Origin of the sequence: Dactylosporangium aurantiacum (assembly GCF_000716715.1) — a bacterium.
Lineage (GTDB): Bacteria > Actinomycetota > Actinomycetes > Mycobacteriales > Micromonosporaceae > Dactylosporangium > Dactylosporangium aurantiacum.
On record NZ_JNYJ01000040.1, the window covers coordinates 28,689 to 45,019 of the forward strand.

A 16,331-nucleotide genomic window follows, 5' to 3' on the forward strand; every position below is an offset into this window, starting at 1 on the left:
TCACCGGTACCGGCGCAGCTCGCGGCGGGCGAGCGAGCGGCGGTGCACCTCGTCGGGGCCGTCGGCGATGCGGATCGTGCGGGCCCGGGACCACAGCCCGGCCAGCGGCGTGTCCTGGCTGACGCCGGCGGCGCCGTGCGCCTGGATCGCCTTGTCGACGATCCACTCCACCGCCGACGGCACCGCGATCTTGATGGCCTGGATCTCGGTGTGCGCGCCCTGGTTGCCGACGGTGTCCATCAGCCACGCGGTCTTGAGCACCAGCAGGCGGGCCTGCTCGATGCGGACCCGGGACCCGGCGATCCAGTCCTGCACGACGCCCTGCTCCGCGATCGGCCGGCCGAACGCGACCCGGTCCGTCACCCGCCGGCACATCAGCTCCAGGGCGCGCTCCGCCATGCCGATGAGCCGCATGCAGTGGTGGATGCGCCCGGGGCCGAGCCGGGCCTGCGCGATCGCGAACCCGTCGCCCTCCCCGCCGAGCAGGTGTCCGGCCGGGACCCGCACGTCGCGGAACTCGATCTCGGCGTGCCCGCCGTGGTCGCCGTCGTCGTAGCCGAAGCTGCGCAGGCCGCGCCGCACGGTGACGCCCGGGGTGCCGCGCGGCACGAGCACCATGCTCTGCTGCCGGTGCCGGGGCCCGTCCGGGTCGCTCTTGCCCATCACGACCAGCAGCTCGCAGTGCGGGCTCATACCACCGGTGGCGAACCATTTGCGGCCGTTGACGACGTACGTGTCACCGTCGCGCTCGATCCGGGTGGCGACGTTCGTCGCGTCGGACGAGGCGACATCCGGCTCGGTCATGCAGAACGCCGAGCGGATCCGCCCGTCCAGCAACGGCTCCAGCCACCGCTCCCGCTGCCACGGGGTGCCGAACCCGGCGAGCAGCTCCATGTTGCCGGTGTCGGGGGCGGCGCAGTTCAGCGCGGCCGGGGCGAGCGACGGGCTGCGCCCCATGATCTCGGCGAGCGGCGCGTACTGCAGGTTCGTCAGCCCCGCGCCGTGCTCGCCGGGCAGGAACAGGTTCCACAGCCCCCGCGCGCGGGCGTGCCGGCGCAGCTCGTCCAGGACCGGCGGCGGGCCCCAGTCGCCGGTGCGCTCGCCCAGCCGCGCCTCGGCCGGGTACACGTGCTCGTCCATGAACGCCAGGAGCCGCTCACGGTACCCCTCGGTCACCGCGTCGTACGTGAAGTCCATCTACGGCCGCCCTTGTTCGAGCTTCTGCTGGAGCCGGTTCATGCCGCCCAGCCACCGGTCCGGGTCCTCGCCGCGGCGGGCGTAGTACGTGGCGACCTCCGGGTGCGGCAGGATCAGGAACCGGTCGCCGGCCAGGGCCTCCACGACGTGGTCCGCGACCCGCTCCGGGGTGATCGCGGTGCGGTCCAGCAGCCCGCGGCTCGGACCGGTGCCGCGCGCCAGCATCGGGGTCTGCACCCCCTGCGGGCACAGCGCCTGCACGACGACGCCACGGTGGGCGTACGTGGCGCGCAGCCACTCGGCGTAGGCGAACGCGGCGTGCTTGGTCACCGCGTACGGCGCCTTGCCGAGCAGGGTCAGCATGCCCGCCGCGGACACGGTGGCCAGGAACCGGCCGTGGCCCCGGGCGAGCCAGCGCGGCAGCAACGCCCGCGACGCGTACACGTGCGCCATGACGTTGACCTGCCACGCCTGCTGCCACAGCGCGTCGGGCGCGGTCGCGTCACCGCCGTGCGCGACACCGGCGTTGGCGCAGAACAGGTCGAGCGCGCCGAGCTTGTCCCAGGTGAAGTCGACGAGCCGGTCGGCCTCGTCGGGGTCGGCGACGTCGCCGGAGAAGGCGAGGCCGTCGATCTCGTAGGCGACCCGGCGGGCCGCGTCGGTGTCGAGGTCGTTGACGACGACCTGGGCGCCGAGCCCGGCGAAGCGGCGGGCGAGGGCGGCGCCGATCCCCGAGCCGCCACCGGTGATGACCACGGCGGCACCGTTGAGCTGCAGCGCGGCGCCGTGGTGCTGCGGCCCGGTGCCGTGCTGTTCCGGCCCGGCGCCGTGGTGCTGGGGCCCTGCGCCGTGGTGCTGCGGCGCGGCGCCCATCAGCCGGCCCGCCGGGCGAGGGTGACGCCGCCGTCGACGACGAGCGTCTGGCCGGTGATCCAGCTCGCCTCGTCGGAGGCGAGGAACGCCGCCGCGCCGGCCACGTCGCGGGGCACGCCCAGGCGGCGCATCGGGTACAGGGCGGCGGTCTGCTCCTCGTGCCCCTCGTACAGGGCGGCCGCGAAGCGGGTCTTCACCACCGCCGGCGCGATCGCGTTGACCCGCACCGCCGGCGCCAGCTCGACCGCCAGGCACGCGGTGAGATGGTTGAGCGCGGCCTTGGTCACGCCGTAGAAGGCGATGCCGGCCGGCGGCTGCACCGCCGACACCGACGACACGTTGACCACCACGCCCCCGGCGTCGGGCGGCTTGCGGAACACCTCCTGCACCCAGCCGAGCGCACTGAGCACGTTCACCTCGAAGATCTTGCGGGCGGCGGCGAGGTCGAGCTCCAGCAGCGGGCCGTACACGGGATTGATGCCGGTGTTGTTGACCAGGACGTCCGGCGGGCCGAACAGGTCCGACACGTGCCGCACGGCCTCGACGCGGTGCTCCGGGTCGTCGGCGCGCCCGGGCACGGCGACGGCGTTGACCGGCCCGCCGAGGGCGCTGACCGCCTCGGCGAGCGCGTCGGGCTTGCGGGCGGTGATGCAGACCTTCGCGCCCTCCTCGACGAACCGCCGGGCGATGGCCAGCCCGATGCCCCGGCTCGCGCCCGTGACGACCGCGACCCGGCCCGCGAGCCGGCCCTCCTGTGCGCTCATACAGCTCCTTCCGCGCGGGTATGTGCACTTGGAGTGTATGTTGTTCAGCGCGGCCGTCAACTGGCAAGCTGGGCCGGTGCGCGTGCTCTTCGCCAGCCTCGGCTCCGTCGGCCACACCTATCCCCTGATCCCTCTGGCGGTCGCCGCCCGCGCCGCCGGCCACGAGGTGCACTTCGCCGCCGGCGAGGAGGTCCACCCGCCGCTCGCCGCGCACGGGCTGCGGCCGTTCCGCCCCGCCGACGCCTTCTACGAGATCTACGCCGAGGACCTGGCGCCCGAGCTCGACCGGCTGCGCCCCGACCTCGTCGTGCACGGCTGGGGCCTGCCGGGGGCGGCGGTCGCCGCGCGCCAGGCCGGCATCCCCGGCATCTGGCACGGCTTCGGCCGCATGATCCCCGACGGCATCGGCCTGCAGCTGCCCGACACCGCCGTGCCCGGCCTGCCGCACCTGGACATCTGCCCGCCGTCGCTGCAGGACAAGGACTTCCTCGCCACCGCCGAGCGCATCGAGCTGCGCCCGGTGCCGTTCACCCACCCTGACACCCCCGCGGCGCTCCCCCGCGACACCCGGCCGCTGGTGTACCTGACGCTCGGCACCGTCTTCGGCACCGCCGCCCTGCTGCGCACCGCGATCGCCGGGCTGTCCCGGCTGGACGTCACCGTGGTCGCCGCCGCGGGGCGGGTCCCGCCGCAGCAGCTGCGCGACGTGCCGGCCGGCGTCACCGTCGCACGGTGGGTGCCGCAGGCGCAGCTGCTGCCCCAGGCCGACGTCGTCGTCCACCACGGCGGCAGCGGCACCACGCTGGGGGCGCTGGCGGCGGGCGTACCGCAGCTGCTGCTGCCGCAGGGGGCGGACCAGTTCGCCAACGCCGAGGCGGTCACCGCCGCCGGTGCCGGCCTGCGACTGGACGCCGGCGAGGTCACCGCCGACGCGGTCGCCGCGCAGGTGTCGGCGCTGCTCGGCACGCGCGGCGACGACCACCGCGACGCCGCCCGGTCGATCGCCGGCGAGATCGCCCGCATGCCGTCCCCGGCCGACGTCGCCCGGCGCCTGCCGGCGCTCTGACGGTGCCACGGCCCGGTGTCGCCCGCCGGCCCGCCGACCGCCCACGGGACCTGCTGACGGTTGCCCGGCCGGCGCTTGCGGGGCCTGCTGACGGTTGCCCGGCCGGCGCTTGCGGGGCCTGCCGACGGTTGCCCGGCCGGCACCCGCGGGCCGGCTGACGGTTGCCCGGCCGGCGTCGCCCGGTGGCCCGATGACGGTTTTCTCATCGAACTCTTATCCGCGCGGACCGGCCCTCTTAAGCGCCCGGCCGATCCTTGCGGGTGCCGGCCCACCGTGGACCCCTGCCACGCGCGCCGGCGGTCGCCGGCGGATGCCGGCCGACCATCGCCGGCCACGGAGGACCACTGATGAGCGACACGAAGCCACTGCCGGACGACCCTGACCGGACCGCGGCTACCCCCGCCGCCCCCGCGCCGACCGCCGCGGGCCCGGCGCCCACCGCTGCCGGGCCGGCGCCCACGACTGCCGGGCCGCCGCTCTCCTCCTCCGGGCCGGCGCATGTCGATGCCGAGCCGGTCGACCTGACGCCCGGTGAGCCGGTCTGGGCGGCGCAACCCGCTCCGGGGCCCGCGGCGACCACCCACGCCCCGGCCGCGACCGGCTCGGGCGGGTTCCGCGCGGCGGGGTCGGGCCTGCGCCGGTCCCGAGTAGGGATCCCGGTGCTGGTCGGTGTCGTCGCCCTCGTGCTCGGCCGCTGCCTGGGCGCCGGCCTGGTCGCCGCCGGCGCCTTCGTGTTCGGCGACGGTCACCGCGGCGACGACCGGGGCCGCATCAGCCGCGACGAGCGCGCACCCCACGGCGGCCCGGCATGGCGCGGCGACGAGCGCGGCGACGGGCGCGACGGCCGCAAGCCGGCGCACCCCGGGCAGGACGGCATGCACCGCCGGCCCACCCCCGGGGCGACGCCGCCGGGGCCCGCCGCCTCGTCACCCGCGACCCCGGCCGCCCCGTCCAGCCCCGCGACGTCCTGACCACTCCCGGCCGCCGCTGCCGGCAGCAGCCCGCCGCGCGGTGCGACGGGATGCTGCCGGCGACCGGGTCGGTCAGGGACGGTTGAACCGGCGGTCGAGGACCGGGTCGCGGTCGTCGAGCACCGGGATGTACGACGGTGCCGCCGCGGTGAGCGACGCCGGTGCGGGCACGCCCGCCCAGCGCTGCACGGCCGCCGTGGCGGTGGCCGCCTCGTCCGCGGTCAGCCGGCTGATGTTCGCGCCGTGGTTGGCGCCGGCCGCCGTGTACGTCAGCGAGTCCCACGTGCCCGGCCCGAGCCGGAACGGCTCGGCGCCCCAGGGGTCGTTCTGGCCGTACACGAACAGCAGCCGCCGCCCGGAGAGCTTCACCCACGCGTCGACGTCCAGCATCGCGAACGGCTGGAAGCGCGGGACGAGCTCCTGCGGGATGTAGGACTGGGCCCGGTCCTGACCCCGGTAGTGCTGCAGGCCGGCGAGGTGCGGCAGCGACACGTCCGGGTACCCGAGCTGGTAGGACGCCTGGAAGTAGTACGGGATGTACGGGGTGACACCCTGGTCGGTGTTCGAGTCGAGGCCGTAGATCTCGTCGAGCCACGCCCAGATGTCGTCGCTGGACGCGGTCGCCGGGGGCACCGCCGCGCAGTCGCTCTCCAGGCTGTACTGCCAGAACGCCCACGTCGTGCCGTTCACCATGAACTCGAACGCCCGGTCGGCGCTGCCGATGACACTGAACGTGCGCGCGTTGTCCGCCGCCCACGCCTCGTAGCGGGCGACGAGCTCCGCCCGCCGGCGCAGCGCCTCGACCTGGACCGCGTCGAGCGCCGCCCGGCACTGCGCGGTGCCCACCTTCGTGAAGAACCGGTCGTACGCCGAGTCCTCCCCGTTGACGACGTCCTGCGGTGCGACGTACGCGACGGTACCGTCGACGTCGCCGGGGTAGAACCGGCGGTGGTAGACCGACGTCATGCCACCCTTGCTCGCACCGGTGGAGATCCACCGCTGCCGGTAGATCGGCTTGAGCGCGGCGACGATACGGTGGTGGTCGGTCGCGGCCTGCCAGATCGTGAGCTTCGACCAGTCCGCCGGCTCGGGCCGGGACGGGGTGAAGAACCGCTGCTCCACGGAGAGCTGGTTGCCGTCGATGAGCCGGGTGGGTTCGGAGCGGAACGCGTACCCGGGCACGTTGTACCCGGTGGTGTGCAGCACCGTCGGCCGGTCGGTGCCCCGGTGCAGCAGCGTGAACCGCTGCTGGAACGTCCCCGCCCCGGGCCGCAGGTGGTCGACCGGCTGGGTGATGCTCAGCACGAAGAACCGGTACGGCGCGGCGACCGGCTGCTCCTCCAGCACCGTCACCCCGGGCGCCGCCTCGAGCTGGTCCCGGATGTCGGTCCCGGCCGCCACCGCGGGGCTGCCGCCGACCCCGACCAGCCCCACCAGGACCACCACCGCCAACAGTGCACGCCTCAGGCGCGTCATACCGTACCTCCTATCGACAGGTTGGAGTACGTCGATGCACGGTACCGAGGGATGCGCCGCCTTCCGCCCTCGTCGCAGCCCTCGCATGTCGGCGGCCGCCGGGCGACGGGTAGACTCACACAGCGCCGGCAGACTACGGAGCGTGCCCGGCTCGAACATCAATTAGGACGGCCCGAGTACCGTCGTGTTAGGACGCCCGCTCGACGCGGTCAGGTAGACGTGCCGGGCTGTGTGCGGTGTTGCGTACCGGGCCTTCGGGGATGCGGCAGGCATGCAGGCCTTCGGGCGCGGTGCGGGTGCCGGGTCGCCGGGTCGGACGCCATGTCAGCGCGGGTGTTGCCGGCAGTGGGCCCGTTGGAGCGGCCGCGGGCCCGTTGGAGCGGCCGCGGGCTCGTTGGAGCGGCCGCGGGCTCGTTGGAGCGGCCGCGGGCGTGGGAACCGCGGCCCTCGTGGGAACTCCGGCCCCCGGTGGGAACTGCCGCCCTCGCCAGACAGCCGCTATGGACCGGCTCGCCGCCTCAGGGCGGTCGCGGATCGAGTCGTTCGCCACGGCCACCCGGGGACCATCGGCCGCCCCAGTACTGCGGCGCCCCACAGCGCGGCCGCTCCAAAATGCGGCCGCCCCAGAGCGCGGCCACCCTCGCCGTGGTGGCCGCCCGCCGAAACGGCCACCGTCGCCGGGCGGCGGCTGCAGACCGGCTCGCCGCCTCAGGGCGGTCGCGGATCGAGTCGTTCGCCACGGCCACCCGGGGACCACCGGCCGTCCCGCACCTCGGCGCCCCACACCGCGGCCATCCAAGAGCACAGCCGTCCCACGCAGCCACCCCAAACCGCAGCCGCCCCAAACCGCAGCCACCCCAAACCGCAGCCACCCCAAACCGCGGCCGACCCCAAACGCGGACAACTCAGAACACGGCCGGCCCACAGCGCGGCCGACCCACAGCGTGCGGCCGGCCCACAGCGCGGCCGGCCCATAGCACGCTCATCGCCGCTGGAGAGCGCTCCCTCCCAGCCGAGATCGATCACCGCCACTGGAGCGCGAACGACCAAAGAGCGCGCAGCATGCTGGAAGACCGATCCTTGGAGAGCGCTCTCCCATTTGTCCGGATCCATTGACACGGGTCGCTTGCGCAGTTCAGTGTGAGATGACAGAGAGCGCTCTCTGGCAAGATCGTCGGCTCGCTGCCATGGGCCGGCGCCGGTCGGACCCCGCCCCCGGCCGTTTCCGCAGAACCGGAGGATCCGTCATGTCCCGTAGTGCCCTCGCGGGCAGGATGCGGCTGCGCACCCTGGTGCTCGGCGCCGCGCTCACCGCGCTGCTCGGCACGTTCCTCACCAACCAGGCCCTGCAGTCCGCCGACGCCGCCGAGACCCCGCTGTCGCAGGGGCGGCCGGCCACGGCGTCCTCGACCGAGAGCGGCGGGACCCCCGCGTCCGCCGCGGTCGACGGCAACACCGGCACCCGGTGGTCCAGCGCGTTCAGCGACCCGCAGTGGCTGCAGGTCGACCTGGGCGCCCCCGCCACGATCAACCGCGTCGTGCTCACCTGGGAGGCCGCATACGCGAAGAGCTTCACCATCCAGACGTCCGCCGACGGCACCTCGTGGACGACGGTCAACACCACCGTGAACGGCACGGGCGGGGTGCAGACCCTGACCGTGAGCGGCTCCGGCCGGTACGTGCGGCTGAACACCACGGCCCGCGCCACCCAGTATGGGGTGTCGCTGTGGGAGTTCCAGGTCTTCGGCACCGGCGGGGTCCAGCCGACCCCGACGGCCACCGGGTCGTCCGGCGCCGGCTGGGTCAAGATGGACCAGGCCAAGTGGGCCGCGCAGCTCGCCGAGTTCAACGCGATGACCATCAACCCGGCGCCGGCCAACGCGGTTCGGGTCTCGGAGTTCAACGCCGCGTGTACCTACAGCCACTCGTTCAAGGATGACCCGATCGTCTTCCCCGGGCTGCCCGGCGCGTCGCACATGCACAGTTTCCTGGGCAACCGCGGTACCAACGCCAACACCACCACCGAGTCGCTGCTGGCGAACACGTCGTCGAGCTGCGGACCGGCGCTGGACCACTCCGCCTACTGGATCCCGACCCTGTACGAGCGGGGCGTGCCGATCGAGCCGCGCGGCGTGACCGTGTACTACGGCTCGCGGCTGGCCGATCCGACGAAGACGGTGCCGTTCCCGCAAGGGTTCCGGATGATCGCCGGTGACGCCAAGCGGCAGGTGGCGACCCCGGCCGGCGCGCCCGGCCAGTTCTGGTGCGCCGGGCCCGGCGGCGAGATCGGCCGCAGCGCCGACGGCAACTGGCCGATCTGCGCGCAGACCGCCAACCTCACGTTCCAGCTCGTCTTCCAGGACTGCTGGGACGGCGTGCACCTGGACAGCCCCGACCACAAGTCGCACGTGTCGACGAACCTGGTCGACGGCCGGTGCGGCGGGGCGTACCCGGTCGCGATCCCGAACGTGTCGTTCGTCATCGACTACAACACGCACGGCAGCGCCGACGGCTACACCCTGGCGTCGGGCATGGCGTCCTCGATGCACGGCGACAACTTCTTCGCCTGGGACAACGCGGCCCTCGGCCACCGGGTGAAGGACTGCATCGTCCAGAAGGCCAAGTGCAACACCAACGGCACCTTCTGACCGGCCGTCCCGCCGCACCACGACGCGGCCCCGGCCGGCGGGCCGGGACCACGCCGCACCACGCCGCACCACGACGCGCCCCCGGCCGGCGGGCCGGGGCGCACGGACGCCCGGGACGGTCAGCACCGTCCCGGGCGTCCCCGCGGGGCTCAGCCCCGGCGCCACTTCTGGTTCGAGCTGCCGGTGCAGGTCCACTGGATGAGCTTGGCCCCGTCGTTGGTGTTGAACGACTGGATGTCCAGGCACTTGCCCGACTGCAGGTTCACGATGTCGCCGGCGGCGTTGAGCGTGAAGCGCTGCGCGCCGGTGCCGTTGCACGTCCACAGCTGGATCTTCGCGTCGTTGGCGGTGGAGCCGGACGCGACGTCCATGCACTTGCCGCCCGCGGAGATGGTGTCGCCGCTGAACGTCCAGCTCTGCGCGCCGGTGCCGTTGCAGGTCCACATCTGCAGCTGGACGCCGTCGGTGAAGTTCGACGACGGCACGTCGACGCACTTGTTGTTCATGTTGCTGATGATCCGGTTGCCGGTCGGCTGCGGGTTGCCGCCGCCGCTGAACGGCGTGAGCACGATGCCGGCGGCGCGGGGGTCACCGTCGTGCACGAGGGACTCGAAGGCGCCCACGTCGTCGAAGGGGAAGGCGTACGCCTTGCCGTCGACCATGTTCGCGTGGATGATCCGGGCGTACTGGTTGGTCGGGTTGCTCTTGTAGAAGTCCGCCGCGTTGGTGCTCGGCTGGGTGTCGATGGTGCCGAGCGTGCCCCGGTTGAGCGCGGCGCACAGCGTGCGGGAGATCGGCCCGACGACCTGGTCGTTGGGGGCGGCCAGGCGGCCGGCGCAGCCCCACACGTCGGCGCTGGTGGGCCGCTGGAACGACGCGACCTGCTGGCCGGCGCTGTTGGTGAAGTTCATGACGGTGCCCGACGTGCGCCCGAAGTACCTCGTGTTGGGCTGGTCGCCGAACGGCACGACCGTGAGGGTCTTGGTCGCGTAGGCGCCCCAGGCGCTGTTGATGTACGAGTCGAGGTACGTCGAGCTGAGCCCGCCCGTCTCGGCCGCCTTGCCCGGGGCGAGCACGCGCAGCACGGTGCCGTCGGAGCGGGTGTAGACGGTGCCGGCCCAGCCGGACTGGTTGCGGATGCCGTTGATGACCGCGTCCCGGCCGCCCGCGACGAGGTCGCCGGTGCGCTTCGTGGCGCCGCCGGCGCCGGTCACGGTGACCGCGTGCGGCACGGCGAACATGTCGACCTGCGAGCTGTTGAGCCACAGCCCGGCGTCGTTGTACGTGAACTCGCTCCAGTCGAACAGGATGTCGCGGTTGGAGTCCCCGCCCGCCCACGGCGCGGGCTGCACGAGGCCGTCCGGGGTGAGGAAGAAGTTCAGCCGCTGGCCGAGGGAGAAATAGACCCGGCCGGACAGGCCGCGCGGGATCTGGATGGTGCGGGTGCCGCCGTTGCCGGGGCCGGCGATCGACACGTCCGGCGCCGGGGTGGGCGGCAGCCCGCCGGCGGGCCAGTTGTTGAACGTGCCGGCGGCGTTGACGTACCCGAGCCGGCCGGTGGCCAGGTTGACGCCGAGCACGTACAGGTACACCGCGTCGCCGCGGCCGGTGGTGTTGGTGACGGTCAGGGGCAGCAGGCTCGGCCCGATCGCCTGCGCGGGGGCGCCGGCCACGAGACCGGCCGCGAGGGCGGCCGGGGCGGCCAGCAGGAGGGTCGCGGCTGCGCGCAGCAGCCTGGTCATGGTGCGCAAGGTGGCTCCTCAGTTCCGCTGGACGGCCCAGGGTGCCTCCGGTGGCGGCCGGACTGGGCTGTCGCGACGTTGTGTGGTCCGCCGTGCGCTCCCGCTCGAATCTGTGAAGACTCTTTAGAGAGAGCGCTCTCACAGCATCGAGGCGAGATCGGAGCATGTCAATAGTCCGGAACTGGCCGGGTGGCTGCCTGTTCCGCCGGCCGTCACGGCTGCGGCACCGTGCGGGGCCGCCGCCGCGGCGCCGCCTCCACCACCGAGACCCGGTCCCGGCCGTGGACCTTCGCGTCGTACAGCGCACGGTCGGCGGCGGCGAGCAGCGCCTCGGGCTCTGCCCCGCCGGAGCGGGTCGAGGCCAGCCCGACGCTCAGCGTCGGCAGCCCGTCGGGCAGGTCGCTGGTGCGGGCGACCTCGGCCCGCACCAGCGCGGCGATGCGGTGCGCGCCGCCCACGTCGCCGTGCACGACCACGGCGAACTCGTCGCCGCCGAGCCGGGCCGCGGTGGCCCCCACCGACCCGGGCGCCGTTGCCTCCCGCAGCGCCGCCGCGACCCGCACCAGCACCGTGTCGCCGGTCGCGTGCCCCCACGTGTCGTTGATCGTCTTGAAGTGGTCGACGTCGATGATGAGCAGGCAGCGTTCGGCGCCGGTGCGCCGCGCCGCGTCCAGCGCGGCGACGAGGTCACGGTCGAAGGCGCGCCGGTTCGGCAGGCCGGTGAGCGGGTCGCTGAGCGCCTGCTGCTCCAGCATCGCCACGAGCGCGTCGGCGCGCGCCCGCAGCTTCGTGACCACGACCGTCAGCACGCAGTACGCGGTGACCAGGGCCGCGACGTCGGTGACGCCCACGCCGAACGGCTGCAGCGAGAACGTCACCGCCGCGTCGGTCACGCTCGCCGCCGCCAGCAGCAGGTACGCCAGGTCGTGGCGCAGGAACGTCGCGGCGTACAGCAGCGGCCACAGGTAGTACAGGTGCGCGCTGACGCTGACGTCCTCGGTGGCGAGGTTCAGCCCACCGATGATGAGCACGCCGAGGACCGGCACCGCGACCCAGAACGACTCCGGCATCCGCTGCGGCATGACCCGGCAGCAGGCGCCGGCCAGGACCGACGCGCCGCCCACCACCAGCGTCGCGAGCACGCCCGCGGTCGTGCCGCCGGCGAAGCCGGGCACGAGCAGCGCGCAGGTGCCGACGACCGCACCGCCGACCATCAGGAAGTACGCGACCGCACGCGTCGCGGCCACCCGGTCCCGGGCGAGGATCATCGACCGGCGCAGTGACGCCCGCTCCCCCACTCCGCCCCATTCGGCACAGACCCGCCGCATCTGAGCACAACGCGGTGACCGGCGGGTGTGCCTGCCCCCTGCTCCGGAAAAGGACCACCTACAATTCCCCAGCGGTTCGCTGATCGTTGGTTGCCGACGCAGCGCTCGCGGTGCACGGCCACTGGCATGATCGACGATCGGGGGCGCATTGCCTGTTCGGAGCGACGGCTTACCGGCTGTCCGGCAGTCCGGCGAAGACGTCGCCGATCAGGGGACGGGCGGGGGCGCGGCCGTGCTGCACGTACCACTCCCTGCCCAGCAGCATCCGGAACAGCGGCCGCGGCAGCTTCAGCAGCACCGCCAGGGTGCGCCGCCCGGTGTCGGCCCCGGCCTGGCTGGTGTGCGCGGCCATCGCCGCCCGCTTCTGCGCGGCGAAGGCACGCACGTCGACACGGTGCGTGATGCGCTCCGGCTCGGCGAACGCCGCCGCGAACCGGGCCGGGTGGAAGTCCGCCGGGATGCCCGGCAGCCAGTGCACGGCCCGCAGCGCCCGCTGCAGCAGCCGCCGGTCGACGGTCGCCTCCAGCACCACCGGGGTCCCGGCCAGCTGCGCGGCGCGGGTCCCGACCCGGTGCACCTGCACGTGGTCCGGGTGGCCGTAGCCGCCCGCCGGGTCGTAGACGGTGAGCACGTCGGCCCGCTCCTGCCGCAGCAGCTCGGCGAGGCGCCCCGCCGCCTCCTGCGGGTCCGCGTCGGCGAACGCGCCGGCCGCGCCGGACCGGGCGTCGGCCATCCCGGAGTCCTCGTAGCCGAGGCACTCGACCCGGGCACACCCGAGCGCCTCCGCGGAGCGGTGCAGCTCGGCCAGGCGGCGCCGGGCGAGGGGCCCCTCGGCGAGGACCTCGGAGGACGCCAGCCCCGCCCCGCCGGCGGTGGCCACGACCAGGACGACGCGGTGCCCTTCGGCGGCCGCGCGGGCGAGGGTCCCGGCGGTCAGCAACGCCTCGTCGTCCGGATGAGCATGAAACGACACCATCGTGTACGGCACCGGCCAATGCTCCCATCTCCCCCCGGGCGCCGGCCGCGACCGCTTCGGAGTCCCCGTTCATGAGAATCGCGCACGTCACCGACTTCTTCCTGCCCCGGCTCGGCGGGATCGAGGTCCAGGTGCACGACCTGGCCGTCCGGCAGCAGGCGGCCGGCCATGACGTCGAGATCGTCACCACCACCCCCGGCGGCCCCGTCGACGACGGCGAGCTGCGGGTGCACCGGCTGTCCGAGCGCCTGTGGCTGCCCGCCGAGGTGCGCCCCGGCATCCTGCGGGACGGCCGGGAGCTGCTGCTGCGCGGCCGGTACGACGTCCTGCACGTGCACGCCGGTCCGGCCTCGCCGCTCGCGTTCGCCGCCGCGGCCCTGGCGGACCAGGTGCCGGTGGTCGTGACGATCCACTCGCTGCTGTCGCACCTGGAGCACGCGTTCCGGGCGCTGGACACCGCCGCCGGCTGGACCCGCTGGCCGGCGGTGTGGACCGCGGTGAGCGACGTCGCGGCGGCACCGCTGCGCCGGCTGGTCTGGCCGGCGCCGGTGCACGTGCTGCCGAACGGGATCGACGTGGACCGCTGGCGGGTCGACCCGCACCCGGCGGACCCGCACGGCGCGCTCGTCGTCGCGGTGATGCGCCTGGCCGCCCGCAAGCGCCCGATGCAGCTGCTCAGGCTGCTGCGCCGGGCCCGGATGGCGCTGCCGGAGACGGCCGGGCTGCGGGTGGTGATCGCCGGGGACGGCCCGCGCCGCCCCGCGATGGAGCGCTACCTGCGCCGGCACGGGATGACCGGATGGGTGAGCCTGCCGGGTAGGCTGTCCCGACCGCAGATCAGGTCCCTGTTCGCGCAGGGTGACCTGTTCGTCGCGCCGGCGATCCTGGAGTCCTTCGGGATCGCCGCGCTGGAGGCCCGGTGCGCCGGGCTTCCCGTGGTCGCGCGGGCCGAGGGCGGAATCGGCCAGTTCATCACCGACGGCAGGGAGGGTGTCTTGGTCGACAGCGACGCCGCGATGGCCGACGCGATCGCCGCGCTCGCCACCGATCCGGACCGGCGCGGCCGCATCGCCGCGCACAACCTGGCCACGGCGCCGCCGGTGGCGTGGCCCGACGTCCTGGCCCGGACCGCCGGGCTGTACGAGCTGGCCGCGGCGCACCGCGCTCCGATCGGCGCGCGCGCGTGACCCTGCACCCCGTCACGGACCGCCCCGCACCGACCGCACCGCCCGCCCGCCGCCGACGCCCCCACCTGCTCGGCGAGCTGCTCATCGTGGTGCTGCTGGTCAAGGTGTACGACATGATCCGCTCCCTCGCCGCGGTGCGGGAGGCGCCCGCGCACCGGCACGGGGCGGAGGTCCTGTCGATCGAGCGGCTGCTGCACCTGGACTGGGAGCTGGCCGCCAACCGGTGGCTCACCGACCACCCGCCGCTCGCGATCGCCGCCGTGTACTGGTACCAGTTCGCCCACATCGGGGTGGCCCTGGCGGTGCTCGTCTGGTGCTACGTCGCCGGCCCGCAGCTGTACCGGCCGATGCGCAACGCCCTGGTCATCACGAACGTGACCGGGATGACCGTGTTCTACCTGCTGCCGGTGATGCCACCCCGGCTGATGCCGGGCGGCGGCTACGTCGACACGATCGCCGCGGCGGGCTTCAGCCTCGACCACGGCGGCCAGGTCCCCGCCGACCAGTACGCGGCGATGCCGTCGCTGCACCTGGCGTGGGCGGTGTGGAGCGCCTGCGTCGCGGCGGCGCTGCTCAGCGGGCGGCGCGGGCGGGCGCTGTGCTTCCTGTACCCGACCGTCACCGGTGTCGTCGTGGTCGTCACCGCGAACCACTGGGTGCTCGACGTCGTCGCCGGGGTGGCCGTCGGGCTCACCGCGGTCGCCCTGGCCCCGGCGCTGCCGCCGCTGCCGGCCCACCTCACCGGCTGGCCCGCGCGCCTGCTGCCGCCGCTGCCCTCCTGGCTGACCCCGCCCGCCCGGCTGACCCCGCGGCCCGGGTGGTGGCGCCGCTCAGATGATGCGCCGGCGCAGCAGCACGGCCAGGACGAACGCGCTGGGCACCAGCGGCAGCCATACCGTGATCAGCCGATACCCCACCACCGCACCGAGCGCGACGGCCGACGAGACGCCGATCGCGGTGAGCCCGGCCAGCATGGCGACGTCCAGCGCGCCGATGCCACCGGGTGACGGCACGAACGCCGACAGCGACGACACCACCAGGTAGAGCACGACGGCCGTGCCGACCGTCACGGCCACGCCGAGGCTGCGCAGCACCGCGTACAGGATGACGGCGTGCAGCAGCGGCGTGGACAGCGACCCGAGCCACAGCGCCGCCGCCCGGTACGGGTCGCGCAGCACCCCCCACAGGCCGCGCAGCTCCCCGGCCACCCGGCGGCCCGCCGCGACGACCCGGTCCACCATGCGGCGGCGCCAGGCGGGCCGCACCGACGCCGCGAGGGCCGTGGCCAGCAGCAGCCCTGCGGCGGCGAGCAGCACCCAGGCCGCCGGCCCGGCGGCGCGCGCCGCCGTGTCCCGCCACGACCCCGGCACCTGGATGCCCCGGGCCAGGGCCGGGCTGACCGCGACCGCCACGACCAGCAGCAGCACGTGCGTCACCATGCCGACGAGCGAGTTGAGCCCGACGGAGCCGACCGCGGCGCCCGGGCCGAGGCCGTGCCGGCGCAGGAACCGGATGTTGATGCCCATCCCGCCCGAGCCGGCCGGCAGGATGTGGTTGGCGAACGACGCGGCGACCTGCACGGCGAGCAGCTTGCCGACCGGTGGCCGCAGCGACATCGAGCCGATCTGGGTGATCGTGCCGGCGACCCAGATCGAGGCGGTGCCGAGCGCGGCGACGACCAGCCACGCGCTGTTGGCGCGGGCCAGGCCGGCGGCGCCGGCGCTGACGGTGCTCCAGTGCGTCACGGCCAGCACGACGACCGTGACCGCGACGGCGACCGCGAGGAGCATCCGGGGCACCGACGAGCGCCACACCGACTCGGCCGGGGCGGCGTCGGCCGCCACATCGGCCGTGACCTCGTTGACTGTCATTGCGCTCCTACCGCTCGCGGGCCGATGCGCCGGGACCATCGCACACGGAAACGAGCGGGCGGCAGGCGGATATCACTATCAATCCGTCCAAATCCTGCAACTCGCTCAATCCGGGCGCTAATTCTACAGGTGACCGGGTGTGGCCCTATCAGGCGCCAAGCTAGCCGGACCGGCCGGCGACCAGCTGAACCGTGGGTGACGCGGCGGCTACCGCACGGCCTGGACCCGGTGC

At 74.4% G+C, this 16,331-nt stretch carries 12 protein-coding genes and 1 pseudogene; 5 read left to right on the plus strand and 8 right to left on the minus strand.

From position 1 onward, the window contains the following. From OP18_RS36655 to OP18_RS36665, 3 genes are all read right to left on the minus strand, one after another. The gene (locus tag OP18_RS36655) at positions 1 to 1,197 is read right to left on the minus strand and encodes an acyl-CoA dehydrogenase family protein (RefSeq protein ID WP_033363754.1); all 1,197 of its coding nucleotides are present in this window, start codon (positions 1,195 to 1,197) and stop codon (positions 1 to 3) included. Further along, on the minus strand, positions 1,198 to 1,974 hold the full coding sequence (locus OP18_RS36660) for an SDR family NAD(P)-dependent oxidoreductase (RefSeq protein WP_033363798.1): 777 nt from the start codon (positions 1,972 to 1,974) through the stop codon (positions 1,198 to 1,200). A 95-nt stretch (positions 1,975 to 2,069) separates the two neighbouring features. Then, entirely contained in the window at positions 2,070 to 2,834 is a 765-nt protein-coding gene (locus tag OP18_RS36665; RefSeq protein ID WP_033363755.1) for an SDR family oxidoreductase, read from the minus strand. A gap of 76 nt (positions 2,835 to 2,910) precedes the next feature. Here OP18_RS36665 and OP18_RS36670 point away from each other — a divergent pair, with 76 nt between their 5' ends. Together OP18_RS36670 and OP18_RS36675 are read left to right on the plus strand one after the other, a co-directional pair. Beyond that, positions 2,911 to 3,900, plus strand: coding sequence for a glycosyltransferase (locus OP18_RS36670; RefSeq protein WP_033363756.1), 990 nt, complete (start codon positions 2,911 to 2,913; stop codon positions 3,898 to 3,900). Positions 3,901 to 4,247: 347 nt separating this feature from the next. Then, positions 4,248 to 4,871, plus strand: coding sequence for a hypothetical protein (locus OP18_RS36675; RefSeq protein WP_033363757.1), 624 nt, complete (start codon positions 4,248 to 4,250; stop codon positions 4,869 to 4,871). Positions 4,872 to 4,943: 72 nt separating this feature from the next. Here OP18_RS36675 and OP18_RS36680 read toward each other — a convergent pair whose 3' ends face one another. Continuing rightward, on the minus strand, positions 4,944 to 6,347 hold the full coding sequence (locus OP18_RS36680) for a S28 family serine protease (RefSeq protein WP_033363758.1): 1,404 nt from the start codon (positions 6,345 to 6,347) through the stop codon (positions 4,944 to 4,946). 1,247 nt (positions 6,348 to 7,594) lie between these two features. Here OP18_RS36680 and OP18_RS36685 point away from each other — a divergent pair. Next, complete coding sequence (locus OP18_RS36685) at positions 7,595 to 8,995, plus strand: DUF1996 domain-containing protein (RefSeq protein WP_052387874.1); 1,401 nt, start codon at positions 7,595 to 7,597, stop codon at positions 8,993 to 8,995. Between the two features lie 149 nt (positions 8,996 to 9,144). Here OP18_RS36685 and OP18_RS36690 read toward each other — a convergent pair whose 3' ends face one another. The 3 genes from OP18_RS36690 to OP18_RS36700 all read right to left on the minus strand — a co-directional run bounded on the left by OP18_RS36690 (position 9,145) and on the right by OP18_RS36700 (position 13,053). Beyond that, on the minus strand, positions 9,145 to 10,737 hold the full coding sequence (locus OP18_RS36690) for a beta-1,3-glucanase family protein (protein WP_156090050.1): 1,593 nt from the start codon (positions 10,735 to 10,737) through the stop codon (positions 9,145 to 9,147). Between the two features lie 212 nt (positions 10,738 to 10,949). Next, complete coding sequence (locus tag OP18_RS36695) at positions 10,950 to 12,065, minus strand: GGDEF domain-containing protein (RefSeq protein WP_156090051.1); 1,116 nt, start codon at positions 12,063 to 12,065, stop codon at positions 10,950 to 10,952. Between the two features lie 169 nt (positions 12,066 to 12,234). After that, positions 12,235 to 13,053, minus strand: a complete 819-nt coding sequence (locus OP18_RS36700) for a PIG-L deacetylase family protein (protein ID WP_211273780.1) — start codon at positions 13,051 to 13,053, stop codon at positions 12,235 to 12,237. A gap of 59 nt (positions 13,054 to 13,112) precedes the next feature. Here OP18_RS36700 and OP18_RS36705 point away from each other — a divergent pair, with 59 nt between their 5' ends. Beyond that, positions 13,113 to 14,228, plus strand: coding sequence for a glycosyltransferase family 4 protein (locus OP18_RS36705; protein ID WP_033363762.1), 1,116 nt, complete (start codon positions 13,113 to 13,115; stop codon positions 14,226 to 14,228). 113 nt (positions 14,229 to 14,341) lie between these two features. After that, positions 14,342 to 14,929, plus strand: a pseudogene (locus OP18_RS61140) (phosphatase PAP2 family protein); the annotation flags it as partial. 129 nt (positions 14,930 to 15,058) lie between these two features. Here OP18_RS61140 and OP18_RS36710 read toward each other — a convergent pair. Beyond that, complete coding sequence (locus tag OP18_RS36710) at positions 15,059 to 16,099, minus strand: lysylphosphatidylglycerol synthase transmembrane domain-containing protein (RefSeq protein WP_052387876.1); 1,041 nt, start codon at positions 16,097 to 16,099, stop codon at positions 15,059 to 15,061. Between the last annotated feature and the right edge of the window lie 232 nt (positions 16,100 to 16,331).